Below are 17,657 nucleotides of genomic sequence, written 5' to 3'. Positions count from 1 at the left end.
CACGCTCAGTTTGTGCAAAGTAAGGGCTTATTCCGCGATTGCGATGCGCCTGGGCGCGAAAACATGACGAGTTGAGGAAACATGATAGAGCTTATTATTGGCGCCGCAGTGGCGGCGGGCGTGGGCCGTTACATCATCAAGGGGTACTCCGCCACCGGTGTGCTGATGGTGGGCGGGTTGCTGCTGCTCGGCATCAGCGCCCTGATGGGAAAAACGCTGTTGCCGTCCGGCGCCGCGTCTACCGGCTGGCGCGCGACCGACATTATCGAGTACGTCAAGATCCTGCTGATGAGCCGCGGCGGCGATCTTGGCATGATGATCATGATGCTGTGCGGCTTTGCCGCCTACATGACGCACATCGGCGCCAACGATGTGGTGGTCAAGTTGGCTTCGCGTCCGCTGCAGATGATCAACTCGCCTTATCTGCTGATGGTGGCGGCGTATTTTGTCGCCTGCCTGATGTCTTTGGCGGTCTCTTCCGCCACCGGCCTCGGCGTATTGCTGATGGCGACGCTGTTCCCGTTGATGGTGAACGTCGGCATTAGCCGCGGTGCGGCGGCGGCTATCTGCGCCTCGCCGGCGGCGATTATCCTGGCGCCGACCTCTGGCGACGTGGTGCTGGCGGCCAAGGCGGCGGAGATGCCGCTGGTGGACTTCGCGTTCAAAACCACGCTGCCGATCTCGATTGCCGCTATTGTCTGCATGGCCGTGGCGCACTTTTTCTGGCAGCGCTATCTCGACAGAAAGAACAATGAACAGCATCACATCATGGACGTCAGCGAAATCCAAACCCACGCACCGGGGTTCTACGCGATATTGCCGTTTACGCCGATCCTCGGCGTGCTGATCTTCGACGGCAAGTGGGGGCCGGAGCTGCACATTATTACCGTGTTGGTAGGGTGCATACTGTTGGCGGCGTTGATCGAGTTTGTGCGCAGCTTCAGCGCCAAACAGGTGTTCAGCGGCCTGGAAGTGGCATATCGCGGCATGGCGGACGCCTTCGCCGGCGTAGTGATGCTATTGGTGGCTGCCGGCGTCTTCGCGCAAGGGCTGAGCACCGTCGGCTTTATCAGCGGGCTGATCGGGCTGGCGCAGTCGTTCGGCACCGGCGGTTTGATCATGATGCTGGTGTTGGTGGTCATCACCATGTTGGCGGCCATGACCACCGGTTCGGGCAATGCGCCGTTCTATGCGTTTGTTGAACTGATCCCGAAACTGGCGGCGCAGATGGGCGTGAATCCGGCCTATCTGGTGATCCCGATGCTGCAGGCGTCTAACCTGGGCCGCACGCTGTCACCGGTCTCCGGCGTGGTGGTGGCGGTGTCCGGCATGGCGAAAATCTCGCCGTTCGAAGTGGTGAAACGCACGTCTGTACCGGTGATCGTCGGTTTGGTGGTGGTGATCATCGCGACGGAGTTGCTGGTTCCCCAATAAAGAAAGGCCGGGCGATGCCCGGCCTCGTTATCACACCTCGTAGTCCTCCGGAGGGGGAGGCGGGGTGATCTTCACTTTCAGGATGCGGTGGCTGTTGACCTCCAGCGGTTCGAACAGATAGTCACCGATCTTGATTTGCTCGCCTTCTTGCGGCACGCGTTGACTGTGTTCCATCAGCAGGCCCGCCAGCGTGTGGTATTCGCGTTTGTCTTCCAGCGGCATCGGCAGGTACAACACCAGATCTTCCAGCGGCATATAACCGTTGGCGATCCAACTGCCGTCTTCGTTTTGCTGAATATCGTGGCGCGCATCCACCTCTTCACCGGCTTCCGGCAGGTTGCCGGCGATGGTTTCCATCACGTCCGTCAGGGTAACCACGCCTTCGACAGAGCCGAATTCGTCAACCACAAACGCAAAGTGCGTTTGCGCCTGGCGGAATTGCTCCAGCGCGCTGAGCAGCGTTAACTGCTCCGGGAAGATCAGCGGCTGGCGCACCAGCGCGCGCAGATCCAGCGGCGCCTGCGCCAACTGCTGCTTGAGGACGTCGATAGTGTGGATCACGCCCAGCGGTTCGTCGCTGGCGCTGCTTTCCACCACCACGATGCGCGTGTGCTGATTGCGCTCCAGCAATTGCGTCAGCTTTTCCTGCGGATCGTTCAGCTCAAGGTATTCGACGTCGTGACGAGAAGTCATGATGCTGCTGACTGTGCGCTGCGCCATGCCCAGCACGCGTTCGATCATGCGCCGCTCTTGCTGATTGAAGATCTCGCCGTTTTCACTGTCGCTGTCGGCCAATAGGCTGGCGGAATGGCTGTCGACCTCCGCTTCTTCATGTTTGCCGCTCAGCATGCGCAACACCGCCTCGGCGGTGCGTTCGCGCAGTGGCCGCACCTTCGACAGGAAGCGACGGCGATTGAACTGCGCCAGTTGGTTCAGCGCTTCTATCATCACCGAGAAGCCGATTGCTGCGTAGAGGTAGCCTTTCGGAATGTGATAACCGAAGCCCTCGGCCACCAGGCTAAAGCCGATCATCAGCAGGAAGCTCAGACACAGGATGACGATGGTCGGGTGAGCGTTGACGAAACGCGTCAGTGGTTTGCTGGCCAGCAGCATCAGGCCGATGGCGATACAGACCGCAATCATCATCACCGCCAGGTGATCGACCATGCCGACCGCGGTGATCACCGAGTCGAGCGAGAAGACGGCGTCCAGCACCACGATCTGCGCCACCACCGGCCAGAAACGCGCGCCTTTGCGTGCGCCGTGTTGCTCTTCATCCTTGCCTTCCAGCCGTTCGTTCAGCTCCATGGTGGCTTTGAACAGCAGGAATATCCCGCCGATCAGCATGATCAGATCGCGACCGCTGAAGGGATGCTCCGCGACGACGAACATCGGTTTGGTCAGCGTCGCCAGCCACGAGATGGAGGCGAGCAGCGCCAGACGCATCACCAGCGCCAGCATCAACCCGACGACGCGAGCCTTATCTCTTTGTTGTTTTGGTAGTTTGTCCGCCAGAATGGCGATGAAGACAAGGTTGTCTATACCCAGAACGATTTCCAGCACGACCAATGTGGCCAGGCCGGCCCAAATTGTTGGATCAGCGATCCATTCCATACGCCCAATTTCACCTGTAAGTTCTACGGCTTATGCCGCACGGGAATGATGGGCGTTGAGGCGGCAAAATTCAACTTAAACAGCAAGCGTGGGCGAAATGCGTGGCGTTTGGGTGGGTGAATATTACAGAAACGGTATAGTCACTTTTCTGAACTAAGCCGGCGGACGTGTCATTCGCCTTTCAATGCGGTTAACAGTCGTTCAGAAAAGAAACGACTTATAAAAAGCCGATTAATCAAAGCGTTAAAATCCATATCCCATGCTACTATTTAGTGACCTCCACAATATGAGTAGTCTTATTCTGAAAACAGCAAATCACGGGTATCTAAGACTTGTATCACTAAGTCAATAGTATAAGAATCTTGGTCATATAAATGGTAACAACTAACATTGTTTGGTTATAAAAACACAGGTTTTTGCATGGTTTTGTGATCGGAACATCATATGTTCTGGCGATGCAATAGCTGCCTTGCAAGAAAGCGTGACTGAAATTAATACAGCATTAACAGTACTTTGGTAGCTGCAAGCCAAGGGCGGTAGCATGTCTGACAGCCAAGCGCCCAATGGTTTGATTCAGCCACATAATCAGTGAGTTATTTGTGGAAAGAAAAATGCAAAGAAGACTTAAAGCTGTAGTCCCCGTCGCTGGTTTGGGAACCCGCATGTTGCCGGCAACCAAAGCCATTCCTAAAGAAATGCTGCCGGTAGTCGATAAACCTTTAATTCAATATATCGTCAGCGAATGCGTCGCGGCGGGTATCAAAGATATCGTGTTGGTTACCCATTCTTCAAAAAACGCGATCGAAAACCATTTTGACACCTCGTTTGAATTGGAGGCGGTGCTCGAAGCGCGCGTTAAGCGTCAATTGCTGGCTGAAGTGCAAAGCATTTGCCCGCCCGATGTGACGGTGATGCAGGTGCGGCAGGGGCAGGCGAAAGGGCTCGGACACGCCGTGCTGTGCGCGAAACCGATGGTGGGAGATTCACCGTTCGTGGTGCTGTTGCCGGATGTGTTGTTGGATGATTCGACGGCGGATTTGCATACGGAAAATCTGGCTAAAATGATCCAGCGTTTCAACGATACGGGCTACAGTCAGATTATGGTGGAGCCGGTACCGGAGCAGGACGTGTCCAAATACGGCGTCGTGGATTGCGGCGGGAAGGCGATCGGCGCGGGCGAAAGCACGCCGATGACCGCCATCGTGGAAAAACCGGCGCGCGAGGCGGCCCCCTCGAATCTGGCGGTGGTTGGGCGCTATGTGCTTTCTGCCAATATCTGGCCGTTGCTGGAAAAAACACCGCCGGGCGCCGGCGATGAGATTCAGTTGACCGACGCTATCGCCATGCTGATGGATGAAGAACGGGTTGAAGCGTTTCACATGAGCGGAAAATCACATGACTGCGGCGATAAATTGGGCTATATGAAAGCGTTCGTGCAGTATGGCTTGCGTCACGCCGCCGAGGGTGCCGGTTTCAGCCAATGGTTGAAACAGACCCTGGGCAAATAAAGCGTTGGCGGCTGAAAACGCTCACAAGATTGAATGAGGACTATCATGACGAAGTTGAAAGCGGTCATTCCTGTTGCCGGTTTGGGCATGCGTATGCTGCCGGCGACCAAGGCTATTCCGAAAGAAATGTTGCCGATCGTCGATAAGCCATTGATTCAATACATTGTCAATGAATGCGTCGCCGCGGGAATCAAAGAGATCATTCTGGTGACGCATTCTTCCAAAAATGCGATCGAAAACCATTTTGACACGTCGTTCGAGCTGGAGGCCATGCTCGAGGCGCGGGTCAAACGCCAGTTGCTGGATGAGGTGCAGTCGATTACGCCGAAAGGCGTGACGCTTATGCATATTCGCCAGGGGCAACCGAAAGGCCTGGGCCACGCGGTGCTTTGCGCCAAACCGCTGGTTGGAGACGCGCCTTTTGTGGTGCTGTTGCCGGACGTGTTGCTCGATGACGCCAAGGCCGATCTGAAAAGAGATAACCTGCCGCATCTCATCGCGCGCTTTGAACAAACGGGTTTGAGCCAGGTGCTGGTGCAGACCGCCCCTGAACATGTGTTGCACGATTACTCGGTGGTGGAGTGTGAAAACAATGCGCTGCGCCCTGGCGAAAGCTCGCACATCACCTCGATCATCGAGAAGCCGAGCCGCGATGTGCAACTGAAATCCAACCATACCGCCGTAGGGCGCTATGTGTTGTCCGCCGAGATCTGGCCTCTGCTCGAGAAAACCAAGCCGGGCGCCTGGGGGCGCATTCAACTGACGGATGCGATCGCCGAGTTGTTGAAACATCAGCGGGTCGAGGCCACGGAGCTGGTTGGCGAGTCGTTTAACTGCGGTGAGAAGTTGGGCTATTTGCAGGCGTTTGTGACTTATGGCCTGCGCCACCCGACGCAGGGGAAAGCGTTCCGCGAATGGATGGAACAGCTTTTGTAGTTGCCTATCAATATGGGGCCGGTGAGCGAGTCGCTTGACCGGCCTTTAGCAGTGCCTGAAAGAAGGGCAGTCAGACTAACATTGCTCTTTTCGTTGAGAATTATGCAATAATGCTCTGAAACATTTTTAGCCTAACATACCTGAACTCAACGCTTGCTCAATGACGGTGGTTTTCTCCGGGTTGTTGGGTAAAGATTGACGACTTATTTTGCTGAGTGCCGCGGTAGCGCCACGGTTGGCCTGGGGCTTGGCATTGCATACATTTTTACTTTGAAAGTGATGATACTCGATGGCAAAAAAACAATGGAAACTGATACCGCTCCTGGTATCTGTCAGTGTGATTAGCGGTTGTACTATCGTGCCCGGCTCTCACCTGCCAACCAGTGGGAAAGACGTGGTCAAGCAGCAGGACAGTGACTTTGACCTTAACAAGCTGGTGAATATTTACCCGATGACGCCAAGCCTGGTCGAGAAGATGCGGGCGAAGCCGGTCGTGGCGCAGCCGAACTCGTTGCTGGAGCGCGAGCTTCAGACTTACGAATACCGTATCGGCATTGGCGACGTATTGATGGTCACGGTATGGGATCACCCCGAGCTGACCACGCCGGCCGGTCAATATCGCAGCGCCAGCGACACGGGCAACTGGGTCAATTCTGACGGCACCATCTTCTACCCCTACATCGGCAAAGTGAAAGTTGCGGGCAAGACGATGGTTCAGGTTCGCGAAGAGATCACCAACCGCTTGGCGCAGTACATCGAGAGTCCACAAGTGGATGTGAGCATCGCGGCGTTCCGTTCGCAGAAAGTCTACGTGACGGGCGAAGTCGCGACGTCCGGTAAACAAGCGATCACTAACGTGCCGTTGACCGTGATGGACGCGATCAATGCCGCAGGCGGCCTGGCGGAGAATGCCGATTGGCGCAACGTGGTGTTGACGCATAATGGCAGAGAGCAACGCATCTCTCTGCAAGCTTTGATGCAGCGCGGCGATCTGACCCAGAACCGTTTACTTTATCCCGGCGACATTCTTTACGTTCCGCGCAATGACGATTTGAAAGTCTTCGTCATGGGCGAGGTCAAGAAGCAGACTACGCTGAAGATGGATCGCAGCGGCATGACCCTGACCGAGGCGTTGGGCAATGCAGACGGCATGGATCAATCTTATTCCGATGCGACCGGCGTATTTGTTATTCGTCCTTTGCACGGCAAGGGGAACAACAAGCTGGCCGATATCTATCAGCTGAACGCGTCTGATGCGGCCGCTATGGTCATGGGCACCGAATTCCAACTCCAGCCATATGATATTGTCTATGTAACCACTGCGCCGCTTGTTCGCTGGAACCGCGTCATCAGCCAATTGGTGCCGACGATCAACGGATTCAACAACTTGACCGAAGGTGCGCTGCGCGTGCGAAATTGGCCGTAGTAGGGTGGTGTGAAGCATGTTCGATTCTATTTTGGTGGTATGCGTAGGAAATATATGCCGCTCCCCGACCGGGGAGCGTTTATTGAAAAGAGATTTACCGAATAAAAAGATCAGTTCGGCTGGGCTGGGCGCTTTAGTGGGGAAACCGGCAGATGGCAGAGCGACAGAAGTTGCGAACCAACACGGCCTGTCGCTCGACGGGCACCAAGGAAAACAGCTAACTGCCTCTATGTGTCGTGAGTATGATCTGATCCTGGTAATGGAAAAAGATCACATCGATGCCGTATGCAGACTGGCGCCGGAGGTTAGAGGTAAGACCATGCTCTTTGGGCATTGGATGGGGAAACGGGAAATTGCCGATCCCTACCGCCAAAGCCGTGAAGCGTTTGAGTTTGTCTATCGCCTTCTTGAAGAATCCGCCCATAAATGGACGCAAGCCTTAAGCCGATAATCAGTCAGGACTATCAATGTCAGAGAAAAATAGAGTAAATAATTCAGGAAGTGAAAAGTCAGATGAGATCGATCTGGGTCGCCTGTTAGGCGAATTGATCGATAACCGCTGGCTGATCATTGGGGTAACGACATTATCCCTAACCCTAGGTATTCTGTATTGCTTGTTCGCTACGCCGATTTATCGTGCCGACGCTATGGTGCAGGTTGAGCAAAACGTAGGGAATGCGCTGCTTAATAACATCAACCAGATTTTGCCTAACGGGCAACCTGATTCGGGGCCGGAAATAGAATTATTGAAGTCCCGAATGATCTTAAATAAGACCGTAGAAGATCTTAATCTACGGACGATCGTTGAGCAGGAATATTTTCCTCTATTCGGCAAAGGGTTCGCACGCCTGACTAAACAGGAACCGGGGAAAATAGCGGTTTCCAAGTTCGACCTGCCAGAAGCCTGGGCTGAAGATCCTTCGGTGACGTTAGTCGTTAACGATGGCAAAAACTTCTCTCTCATGCGTGACGACGAAGAGATCGCCAAGGGCAGCGTTGGACGCTTGCTCGAGAACAACGGCGTGACCATCTTGGTGAGCGATATTGAAGCACCGCAGGGCACGAAGTTTAAAGTTTCCAAGATCAGCGAAATGCGGGCAACGAACAACCTGCTGGATAAGTTTGAAGTTGCCGATAAAGGCAAGAACACCGGCGTGTTGGGGCTGGGGCTGACCGGCGAGAACCCGGTTCTGATCAGAGAGATTCTGGACTCCATTTCAAGAAACTATCTTGAACAGAACATTGTGAGAAAGTCGGAAGAAGATGCGAAAAGCTTGGACTTCCTGAAGGATCAGCTGCCTAAGATCCGCAATTCACTCGATTCTGCAGAGAATAAACTCAATCAATATCGACAGCAGAAAGACTCGGTCGATTTATCCCTTGAAGCGAAATCTGTTTTGGATTCGATTGTCGCCGTCGACTCTCAGCTGAATGAGCTGACGTTCAAAGAAGCGGAGATTTCCAAGCTCTACACCAAACAGCATCCTTCGTATCGTGCTTTGCTCGAGAAACGTAAAACGCTGGAAAACGATCGCGACCGACTCAACAAACGCGTTAGCGCGATGCCAAAAACGCAGCAAGAGATTGTGCGTTTAAGCCGCGACGTGCAATCGGGTCAAGAAGTCTACATGCAGTTGTTGAATAAAGAGCAGGAGCTGGGTATTTCCAAGGCCAGCACCGTGGGGAACGTGCGGATTATCGATCGGGCCATCACGCAATCAAAACCGGTAGAGCCGAAGAGCATCATTGTTATTCTCTTCAGCATCGTGCTGGGTGGGTTGCTGTCCGTCGGTTATGTCTTGTTGCGTTCGTTCCTGCATCGCGGCATTGAAAACCCGGAGCAGCTGGAAGAGCTGGGTATCAATGTGTATGCGAGCGTGCCGCTTTCTGAGTGGCAGCAGAAGAAGGACCAGGAGTTCGTCCTGAAAAATAAAGGACGGAAGCTGAATAGCGATTCCAACTCTCTGCTTGCCGTTGGTAACCCGGCAGATCTGGCTATCGAGGCGATTCGCAGTCTGCGAACCAGCCTTCACTTTGCCATGATGGAAGCTAAAAACAACGTGTTAATGATCTCGGGGGCCAGTCCCGGCATCGGTAAAACCTTTATCAGTGCCAACCTGGCAGCCGTTGTGGCGCAGACGGGTCAGCGCGTGTTATTCATCGACAGTGACATGCGTAAAGGGTATATGCATGAAGTGCTGGGCCTGGAGGCTAAAGATGGCCTGTCAGATATTCTTTCCGGCCGGATCGCCGCTGCTTCTGCGGTGAGAAGCACGGTGCACGGCGGTTTCGATTTCATACCGCGCGGCCAGATCCCACCTAACCCGTCAGAATTGCTGATGCACAGCCGTTTCTCAGAGATTCTGGCGTGGGCGTCGGAAAATTATGACCTGGTGTTGGTCGATACCCCGCCGATTCTGGCCGTTACCGATGCTGCAATTATTGGTAAACACGCCGGTACGTCGCTGATGGTTGCCCGTTTTGAGCTGAACAGCCCTAAAGAGGTTGAGGTCAGTATCAGACGCTTCGAGCAAAACGGTATTGATATTAAAGGCGTTATTTTGAACGCCGTGATGAAGAAAGCCTCGAATTACTATAACTACGGTTATGATTATTACGAGTACAGCTATAAATCCAAAAGCTAAATGAAGCCATGCCAAAGGGGCTGTTATCAGCCTCTTTGGTTTTTACCTGCTTTAACGCTGATGTGGTTAATATAATATTAAAACCACGCTGATTCCTATTGTTCTCGATTGTATTTAATATGGTCGAATTTTCTCTTCTTGATTGTCAAAAATAAATGGACTTAGTGTTTTGTGGCGTAAGTAGGCTTTGGTTATTAAGTGTTACTTATAGAACAATATAACTGTTCTTGATGTAGTGAAAAATACCTGTACGTAGAATGTTTGTGTGGTGTACTGAGGTAAGATTCTACTAATAAAGGAAAAAAATATGAGTGCGCTTGCCTACTCAAAAAAAACTAATTTAATAAAGTTATCTCTCGCTTTTTCTGATTTCATATTCTTTACATTATCGTTGAGTATAGCGATTTATCTTATTGGTTTCTTTGGTTGGGATATTAACGAATTTATCCCGGAATCAGAAATGTCAGCACGTTTCTTGACGCATGTTATGCTGTCTTTAGTCTGCGTTGGCTGGTTCTGGGTTCGGTTGCGTCACTATACTTATCGCAAGCCGTTCTGGTTTGAACTGAAAGAAATATTTCGGACGTTGCTCATTTTCGCCGTATTGGATTTGGCATTGGTTGCCTTTTCTAAGTGGCAGTTCTCCCGTTATGTCTGGATACTCACTTGGGGAGTTGCATTGTTATTGGTACCGCTCGCGCGGGCAATGACCAAGCGGATCCTCAATAAGTTAAATCTGTGGAAAAAACATACGATCATTATCGGTTCGGGCAAGAATGCCTGTGATGCGTATGCGGCATTACAAAGTGAAGAGGTCCTGGGCTTTGCGATTTGCTCGTTCTTTTCCAGCGGTAAGTCGGGTGAGAAAACCCTGTTTGGCAAGCCGGTCATTGCGGATGAAGCGGAGCTCTGGAGCCAATGTGACCCTGAAACCACGCAATTCATTGTTGCATTAGAGTTTGAACAGAACGTACTGCGTGATGAATGGCTCAAAAAGTTGGCCAAGCACCACTGCCGTTCGGTTTCAGTGATACCTACGTTGCGTGGGGTTCCGCTGTATGGAACCGATATGTCATTTATTTTCAGCCATGAGGTTATGATCCTTCGGGTCAGTAACAATCTGGCGAAGCGAACATCGCGCTTTTTGAAGCGTGCATTCGACATCGTGGGATCGGCCAGCATCATTGTCCTGCTATCTCCAGTGCTGATCATGTTGAGTTATCTGGTGGGGAGAGACGGCGGGAATGCTATCTATGGTCACGAACGCATTGGGCGCGATGGCCATAAATTTAAATGCCTGAAATTCCGTTCTATGGTGACCAATTCGCAAGAGGTATTGCAGAACCTGTTGCAAAATGATCCCGAAGCCCGCAAAGAATGGGACAAAGACTTTAAATTGAAAAATGACCCGCGTATTACCCGCGTTGGTCAGTTCATCCGCAAAACGAGCCTGGATGAGTTACCGCAGCTTTTCAACGTACTGCGGGGAGAGATGAGCCTCGTCGGCCCGCGTCCGGTGATCGAGAAAGAGCTGGAGCGCTACGCTGGCGATGTCGACTATTATCTGATGGCGAAGCCGGGCATGACAGGGCTGTGGCAGGTGAGCGGTAGGAACGATGTCGACTACGACACGCGCGTTTACTTTGACGCATGGTATGTCAAGAACTGGTCGCTGTGGAATGATATTGCCATTCTCTTTAAAACCATCAACGTTGTTTTGAAAAGAGATGGGGCGTATTGATCACAAGCGATACGCTATCGCAGGGGCAGAACAATAACGTTCTGCTTTCCTACGGCTGCTGAAGTTGATGTTGTCATGCCGCTTGTGTTAATGCTTAAGAATATAACTCTTTGAGTTTATCTCTATAGTGTAATTCAATGAGGATGTATGTTGAAAAATAAAAACATTGCCATAATTTTTACCGCCTCTATTTTAGGTGGCCATGAGCTGATGAGCGTTGCTCATATAAAAAAGTTTGTTAAAAAGGGATTTTCCATTTCGTGTTATCTGCCGAGTGACAACGGCAAGCTTATTGCTTTATTAGATTCAGCCGGTATTAATTACGAATTGCATCATGTGCTGCATAAAAGAATGGAGATCATTCATTCTTTCTTTAATCCTCTTCATGTCATAAAGTCGAGTCTTCTGCTCAAGAAGCTAAGCCAAACCCATGATTATATGGTAATTATTCAGGGTGATATTGAGCTTGGCGCCGGTTTTTTAAACGGCGGCCGTTTACTGGGGTTGGGCAACAGAGTCGTTAGTTACATCCCGTATGCGCACAGTTTTGAGAAGATGGGGAGTCGCCTGGCAAAGGCGAAGGATTTCCTGGCGAAATTTGCGTATAGAAGCTGTGATAACTACGTAACTATCTGCAACCAATTTCGTCATGATTTGAAAGAAAAAAATAAATCGGCAAATGTGAGAGTGTTGAGGAATTTTGTTGCTAAGCCGGCACCAAAAGACATCCGAGGCGTTGGTTATGAGTTTCTCTCAAATCCAGAAAAAATAAAAATACTGATGGCGGGTAGGGTGTTCTTCCGCCAGAAGGGGCAGGATGTTTTGCTTGAGGCGCTGCGTGATATCAATAACCGTGTCGATCTGACAGTGATAGGCGATGGTCCCGATCTCGATGAAATGAAGCACACAGCCCGTCAGCTAGGAAATAATATAAACGTTGAGTTCTTAGGCTGGAAAGATAATGTCTGGGATTTCGCATACGATGCAGACTTAATTGCGATTCCGTCAAGCTATGAAGGCGTGCCGCTGATCATGCTGGAAGCGCTGAAAAGGAATGTACCGGTCATAGCGCCAGCCAGAGATGGCATGTTGGATTATCTAGGGAAAGACAGTTTGTATTTTGTTGGTGATAGCGAATCAGACGTTGATAAGTTAAGAGAAAAGATAGCGCTATTCATCGCTAAAAAAAATGGACTTGGTGCTAAAACCATTAATAACTCAAATGAAATTGTATAACGAGACTAAAATGAAGAAGATTCTTATTGATAATCGGTGGAGCGGTTCAGGAGGGATAGGGACATTTTCAGAACAAATAAATGCTATCAATAATTATTCTGATGCCGGATTTCAGGGCGAACCATATAGTCCGTTAGATTGTGTTAAAACAACCCTGAAGTTGTTTTCAAAGAAAGGGCGCGTAATATTTTTCCCTGGCTATATCCCCCCGCTGTTCTCGCGTGAACCCTATGTCTTTACCATACATGACCTTAATCATATTGACAGGTCGGAAAACTCCAGCTTTTTCAAAAGAATTTTTTATCGATTCGTCATATTAAACGGCTGTAAGAAAGCCCAACTTATCTTCACCGTTTCCGAGTTTTCCAAGAAAAGAATCGTCGAGTGGTCCGGCGTTGACGCCAACAAGGTCATCAACGTGGGTAATGGCGTATCGGAAGACTTCACCCCGGTGGGTGATACCTTGAATTTCCCTTTTGACTATTTTCTTTGCGTCAGCAATCGCAAGGCGCATAAGAATGAGTTTGGCACCCTGGCGGCCTTTAAGCAGGCGAATTTGCCGGAACATGTCAAATTGCTGTTTACCGGGAAAGCCACCGAGGAGATCGAACGTAAGATCGTTGAGTTGGGGCTCAGCGACCGGGTGGCTTTCACCGGCTATATCGAAAGCGAGGCCCTACCAAAACTCTATCGCGGGGCACGTGCGCTGATCTTCGTTTCGTTCTATGAAGGGTTTGGGCTGCCCGTTGTTGAGGCTATGGCGAGCGGTGTACCGGTGATAACCTCACACACAACTTCTCTGGGGGAAGTGGCGGGTGATGCAGCGCAGCTGGTTGATCCGGAGAATATCGGTGAGATCGCCGGCGTTATGGCCAAGGTCAACCACGATGAAGGGCTGCGTGCGCAAATGAGGCAGGCTGGCCTGCAACGGGCTAAGAAGTACTCATGGAATATGACGGCGAAACAGGTCGATGAGCAGTTGAATAAGATCCTATAAATGATTATATGAGAGAGCTTGTGTGGTCGATAAAAAGGTAATGGCAAAAAATACCTTCATGTTGTATGGCCGAATGTTACTCATCATGTTCGTGACATTCTATACATCAAGAATGGTTTTGAATACGCTAGGGGTTTATGATTTTGGCTTATATAGCGTTGTTGGCAGTATAATCGTTTTATTTTCATTTATACAAAACGTTTCTGCACTGGCTACTCAACGTTTTTTATCTGTCGGCCTTGGCAAGAACGACCATAAATGGACCAACAGCGTCTTTAATGTCAGCATTATTGTGCATCTCATTATTTGTGGACTGGTCTTAATTTTAGCTGAAACAGTCGGGCTGTGGTTTTTACTGCATAAGCTTAAAGTACCCGCTGAGCGTTTGGACGATATCTTCTGGGTCTACCAAGTCTCGATCGTTTCGTTGCTTTTCCAGATTATGCAAACGCCGTTTATGGCCTCGTTGATCGCCAGCGAAAAGATGGATCTCTTTGCCAAGATCGGCATCTTTGACGCATTTCAGCGCTGGTTAATGGTATTCCTGTTTACCCTGTTTTATTTCCAGAATAAAATAATCAGCTATGCCTTGTTCCTGCTCGTTGGTTATGTATTGGTATTTGCCGTTTACGTATTGATATGCACGAAGAAACTCAGCATATGCAGGATAAATATACGCGTTAAAGAAAATATCGGCTTGATTAAAGAGATCTTCTCTTTTTCAAGTTGGTCGATGATTGGCTCTTTAAGCGTGGTGGGGTTGTCCCAGGGGATCGCCCTGCTGACATATTATTTTGTCGGCGTTATTGCCAATGGATCCATTTGGCTGGCAGAGCAAATTCTGGTCGCTTTCAATCGCATCATTGGCACCTTACAGACCGCTATCAACCCGCAAATAATCAAGCAGCATTCCATCGGCAACAGCGATCATGTCACCTCGCTGATCTCACTGTCATGCAAACTCACGGGGTTTGTGGTGATGATCTCGGCAATCCCGGTGTTCATTGATGCGGACTACATCGTCAGCCTCTGGCTTGGCCAGGCACCGCCTTATCTGACGGGGCTGATAAAAATAGTCGCCATATATATTCTGATTGATTCGCTATCTGGCCCCTATGTTACCGCTATATATGCTGTTGGAAAGTTGAGAAACTACCAGTTCATCGTGTCGGCGATCATGATGCTTTCGCTGCTGTTGACGTTTATACTGTTTACCCTCGGGGCTTCTGTTTATGTAGCGGTATCCGCCAGGATCCTGTGCGCATTCTCTCTATTGATTTTTTAGAGTTATCTATGTGAATAGAATTGCAGGGGTAAGTGCCAATCAGTTTATTTTCATCGACCTGCCAAAGCTTGGTTTTGTTGCATGCGTTGCCGTTTTTGCTATGCAGTATATGAGCAATTATCTGCCTGGCGGATTTGTGGGGTTGGTTCTGTTAACTGCCATTAATTTACTCTTGGTTATGCTTGCTTTCTCTTTTGTTGTGTTGAAAACAGAAGAGAGAAAGCAAATTATACAATTGATTAAGAATCGATTTTAAATTATTTATAGGTATCTTTTTTAAGGTGGGAATAATGAGTTCTAAGTATAGTGTCTTAACCTATGAGAGTGACATTTACGTTAAGAGAAACTGGATTAATTTAGGGGACTACGTACAAAGTACGGCAGCGAAGCAATTTCTGCCCTCTGTCGATGCCTTTATCCCCCGCGATCATATGAACGCCTACCAGGGCGATCCGGTCAAGATGATCATGAATGCCTGGTACATGGACTTGCCGGAGAACTTTCCACCTGCCGAGAGCATCAATCCGCTGTATGTCTCAATTCATATCAACTCCACGATCGTTGATAAAATCTTTACCCCCGAATCCATCGCGCATTTCAAAAAATTCCAGCCGGTTGGATGTCGTGACTTCTATACGCGCGACCTGCTGATTTCGAAAGGCATCGATGCATATTACTCCGGTTGCATGACGCTGACTCTGGGGCAAACCTATAAACGCGATAATGTCACCGATGACGTTTACTTTATTGACGTTATGTACGATTCCATGACACTGCCGGAACTGATGCGTCAACCGTTAAGATTTGGGAAACGCCTGCTGAATGGTCGCGCTTTTGAGTTTGCTCATCGCAATAAAGTGTTGAAAAAACACTTCGAGGCGGACTTGCTTAAAAACGCCAAATTTGAAACGCAAATCATACCGTACATCTCCGCCGAAGAAGGCTTCAAGTTGGCCGATGACTTCCTGCGCCGTTTGGCGAATGCCAAGCTGGTCGTGACCTCGCGGATCCATACCGCGTTGCCTTGTCTGGCGATGGGTACCCCGGTGATCTTTGTTAACGGCGGCTTTAAAAACAAAATCGACAATTGCCGTTTCGACGGCCTGTTCGATTTCTTCAACCGCATCGATGTAGATAGCAACGCAAATTCAACCACCAACTTTGAGTTCAAAGGCGAGAAGATTGGTTTGCACAGCGAAATATCAAATAAAACCCTGCACCATGAGTACGCAGCACAGCTTATTGAAAAGTGCCGCTCCTTTGCCTGATTCGGTGCGCGCTTATCTTGGCTGTCAAAAGATAAGAGCGCATTAATTTTAAGCGGTTTCCGCTTCTTTTCGTTCTTCTCTGGGCTTGTGCATGCAACCGCGAAGCATGAGCACTTAACTTAATAATTGAGGATAACAATGATTCTTCCTGTAATCATGGCCGGTGGCACGGGCAGTCGTTTATGGCCAATGTCTCGCGAGCTTTATCCCAAGCAATTTTTACGCCTGCACGGCGAACAGTCGATGCTGCAGGAGACGGTATCCCGTCTGGAAGGTTTGAATGTTAGCGCGCCTTTGGTCATCTGCAACGAGCAGCACCGTTTTCTGGTCGCCGAACAGCTGCGGCAGATTGACCAATTGGCCAATAACATCATTCTCGAACCCGTCGGCCGCAATACGGCGCCGGCTATCGCCTTGGCAGCGTTAAGCGCGGTCGCCAAAGGTGAAGATCCTCTGCTGTTGGTGCTTGCCGCCGATCACGTTATCGAGAACGTCGATGCGTTTCATCGGGCGGTCGATTCCGCTATCCAATTTGCCGAGCAGGGAAAACTCGTGACTTTCGGTATTGTGGCGACCGGCCCGGAAACCGGCTACGGCTACATTCAGCGCGGAGCGCCGCAGGAAAATGCAACCCCGGCATTCGCCGTTCGGCGTTTCGTGGAGAAACCGGACCTGCACACTGCGCAAGCGTATCTGACCAGCGGTGAATATTATTGGAATAGCGGGATGTTCCTGTTCCGAGCGAAGCGCTATCTGGAAGAGTTGGAGGCTTTCCGCCCGGATATTTTGGACGCGTGCCGGCAGGCAATGGCAACCTTGCAGCCGGATGCATTGCAGGACTTCATTCGTGTCGATACCGCGGCGTTCACGGCTTGTCCGGATGAATCGGTAGACTATGCCGTGATGGAGAAAACCTCCTCCGCGGTGGTTGTTCCGCTGGATGCCGGCTGGAATGACGTGGGCTCCTGGTCCGCATTGTGGGAAGTGAACGAGAAAGACACCGACGGCAACTCGCTGAACGGCGACATCTTTACCCACAATGCCGCCAATTGCTACATCAACACCGATGAGATACTGGTTGCGGCCATCGGCGTAGAAAATCTGGTGATAGTCAGCACCAAAGACGCGGTGCTGGTGATTGATAAATCGCAGGTGCAAGACGTGAAAAAAGTCGTTGAACATCTGAAGAAAAGCGACCGGCGCGAGTATCGTCTGCATCGCGAGTCATATCGCCCGTGGGGGCGCAACGATAAGGTCGTCAATACGCCTCGCTATCATGTCAATCGGGTGACGGTGAAACCCGGCGGCAAGTTCTCTTTGCAGATGCACCATCACCGCGCTGAACACTGGGTGGTGTTATCGGGCACGGCACAGGTGACGCTCAATGAGAAGAGCTATTTGCTGACGGAAAATCAGTCCACGTTTATCCCTGCCGGCGCGTCCCACATGTTGGAGAATCCAGGGAAGATCCCGCTGGAAGTGCTTGAGATTCAATCAGGTTCGTACCTGGGTGAAGATGACATTATTCGTATCAAAGATCATTACGGCAGTTGCTGAACAGGAAGAG

14 protein-coding genes are annotated in these 17,657 nt (G+C 50.5%); 13 read left to right on the top strand and 1 reads right to left on the bottom strand.

Features of this window, described 5'->3' with window-relative positions; genetic code table 11:
- The first annotated feature begins 81 nt into the window (after window positions 1-81).
- A complete protein-coding gene (gene dcuC, locus BHU62_RS01750) occupies window positions 82-1,434 on the top strand; it encodes an anaerobic C4-dicarboxylate transporter DcuC (RefSeq protein WP_073528855.1) in 1,353 nt (450 codons plus the stop codon).
- A gap of 30 nt (window positions 1,435-1,464) precedes the next feature.
- Here the strand turns inward: dcuC and BHU62_RS01745 are convergent, their stop codons facing one another.
- On the bottom strand, window positions 1,465-3,048 hold the full coding sequence (locus tag BHU62_RS01745; RefSeq protein WP_073528854.1) for a TerC family protein: 1,584 nt from the start codon (window positions 3,046-3,048) through the stop codon (window positions 1,465-1,467).
- 611 nt (window positions 3,049-3,659) lie between these two features.
- On the opposite strand from BHU62_RS01745, the gene galU reads away from it, so the two are divergent.
- From galU to BHU62_RS01690, 12 genes are all read left to right on the top strand, one after another.
- On the top strand, window positions 3,660-4,556 hold the full coding sequence (gene galU / locus BHU62_RS01740; protein WP_073528853.1) for a UTP--glucose-1-phosphate uridylyltransferase GalU: 897 nt from the start codon (window positions 3,660-3,662) through the stop codon (window positions 4,554-4,556).
- Window positions 4,557-4,601: 45 nt separating this feature from the next.
- Window positions 4,602-5,492 (top strand): UTP--glucose-1-phosphate uridylyltransferase, encoded by an 891-nt coding sequence (locus BHU62_RS01735; protein ID WP_073528852.1) that lies wholly within the window; start codon window positions 4,602-4,604, stop codon window positions 5,490-5,492.
- Window positions 5,493-5,781: 289 nt separating this feature from the next.
- On the top strand, window positions 5,782-6,918 hold the full coding sequence (locus BHU62_RS01730; protein ID WP_073528851.1) for a polysaccharide export protein: 1,137 nt from the start codon (window positions 5,782-5,784) through the stop codon (window positions 6,916-6,918).
- A gap of 16 nt (window positions 6,919-6,934) precedes the next feature.
- Window positions 6,935-7,369: a protein tyrosine phosphatase gene (locus tag BHU62_RS01725; RefSeq protein ID WP_073528850.1), complete on the top strand. Its 435-nt coding sequence runs from the start codon at window positions 6,935-6,937 to the stop codon at window positions 7,367-7,369.
- Window positions 7,370-7,385: 16 nt separating this feature from the next.
- Entirely contained in the window at window positions 7,386-9,563 is a 2,178-nt protein-coding gene (wzc, locus tag BHU62_RS01720) for a tyrosine-protein kinase Wzc (protein ID WP_073528849.1), read from the top strand.
- Window positions 9,564-9,870: 307 nt separating this feature from the next.
- Window positions 9,871-11,304 carry an undecaprenyl-phosphate galactose phosphotransferase WbaP gene (gene wbaP / locus BHU62_RS01715; protein ID WP_073528848.1) on the top strand — a complete coding sequence of 478 codons (1,434 nt, stop codon included), beginning with the start codon at window positions 9,871-9,873 and terminating at the stop codon, window positions 11,302-11,304.
- Between the two features lie 147 nt (window positions 11,305-11,451).
- A complete protein-coding gene (locus BHU62_RS01710) occupies window positions 11,452-12,540 on the top strand; it encodes a glycosyltransferase (RefSeq protein WP_073528847.1) in 1,089 nt (362 codons plus the stop codon).
- Between the two features lie 10 nt (window positions 12,541-12,550).
- The gene (locus tag BHU62_RS01705) at window positions 12,551-13,537 is read left to right on the top strand and encodes a glycosyltransferase family 4 protein (RefSeq protein ID WP_073528846.1); all 987 of its coding nucleotides are present in this window, start codon (window positions 12,551-12,553) and stop codon (window positions 13,535-13,537) included.
- Between the two features lie 22 nt (window positions 13,538-13,559).
- Window positions 13,560-14,822 (top strand): hypothetical protein, encoded by a 1,263-nt coding sequence (locus BHU62_RS01700; protein ID WP_236720560.1) that lies wholly within the window; start codon window positions 13,560-13,562, stop codon window positions 14,820-14,822.
- A gap of 10 nt (window positions 14,823-14,832) precedes the next feature.
- Window positions 14,833-15,078, top strand: a complete 246-nt coding sequence (locus tag BHU62_RS25350; RefSeq protein ID WP_236720559.1) for a hypothetical protein — start codon at window positions 14,833-14,835, stop codon at window positions 15,076-15,078.
- Between the two features lie 34 nt (window positions 15,079-15,112).
- On the top strand, window positions 15,113-16,090 hold the full coding sequence (locus tag BHU62_RS01695) for a polysaccharide pyruvyl transferase family protein (RefSeq protein ID WP_073528845.1): 978 nt from the start codon (window positions 15,113-15,115) through the stop codon (window positions 16,088-16,090).
- Between the two features lie 138 nt (window positions 16,091-16,228).
- Window positions 16,229-17,647 (top strand): mannose-1-phosphate guanylyltransferase/mannose-6-phosphate isomerase, encoded by a 1,419-nt coding sequence (locus BHU62_RS01690; protein ID WP_073528844.1) that lies wholly within the window; start codon window positions 16,229-16,231, stop codon window positions 17,645-17,647.
- The last annotated feature ends 10 nt before the right edge of the window (window positions 17,648-17,657 follow it).

Origin of the sequence: Serratia marcescens (assembly GCF_001902635.1) — a bacterium.
GTDB classification, from domain to species: domain Bacteria; phylum Pseudomonadota; class Gammaproteobacteria; order Enterobacterales; family Enterobacteriaceae; genus Serratia; species Serratia marcescens_F.
Note: the sequence above shows the minus strand (reverse complement) of the source record. Positions and strands in the feature narration are given on the sequence as shown.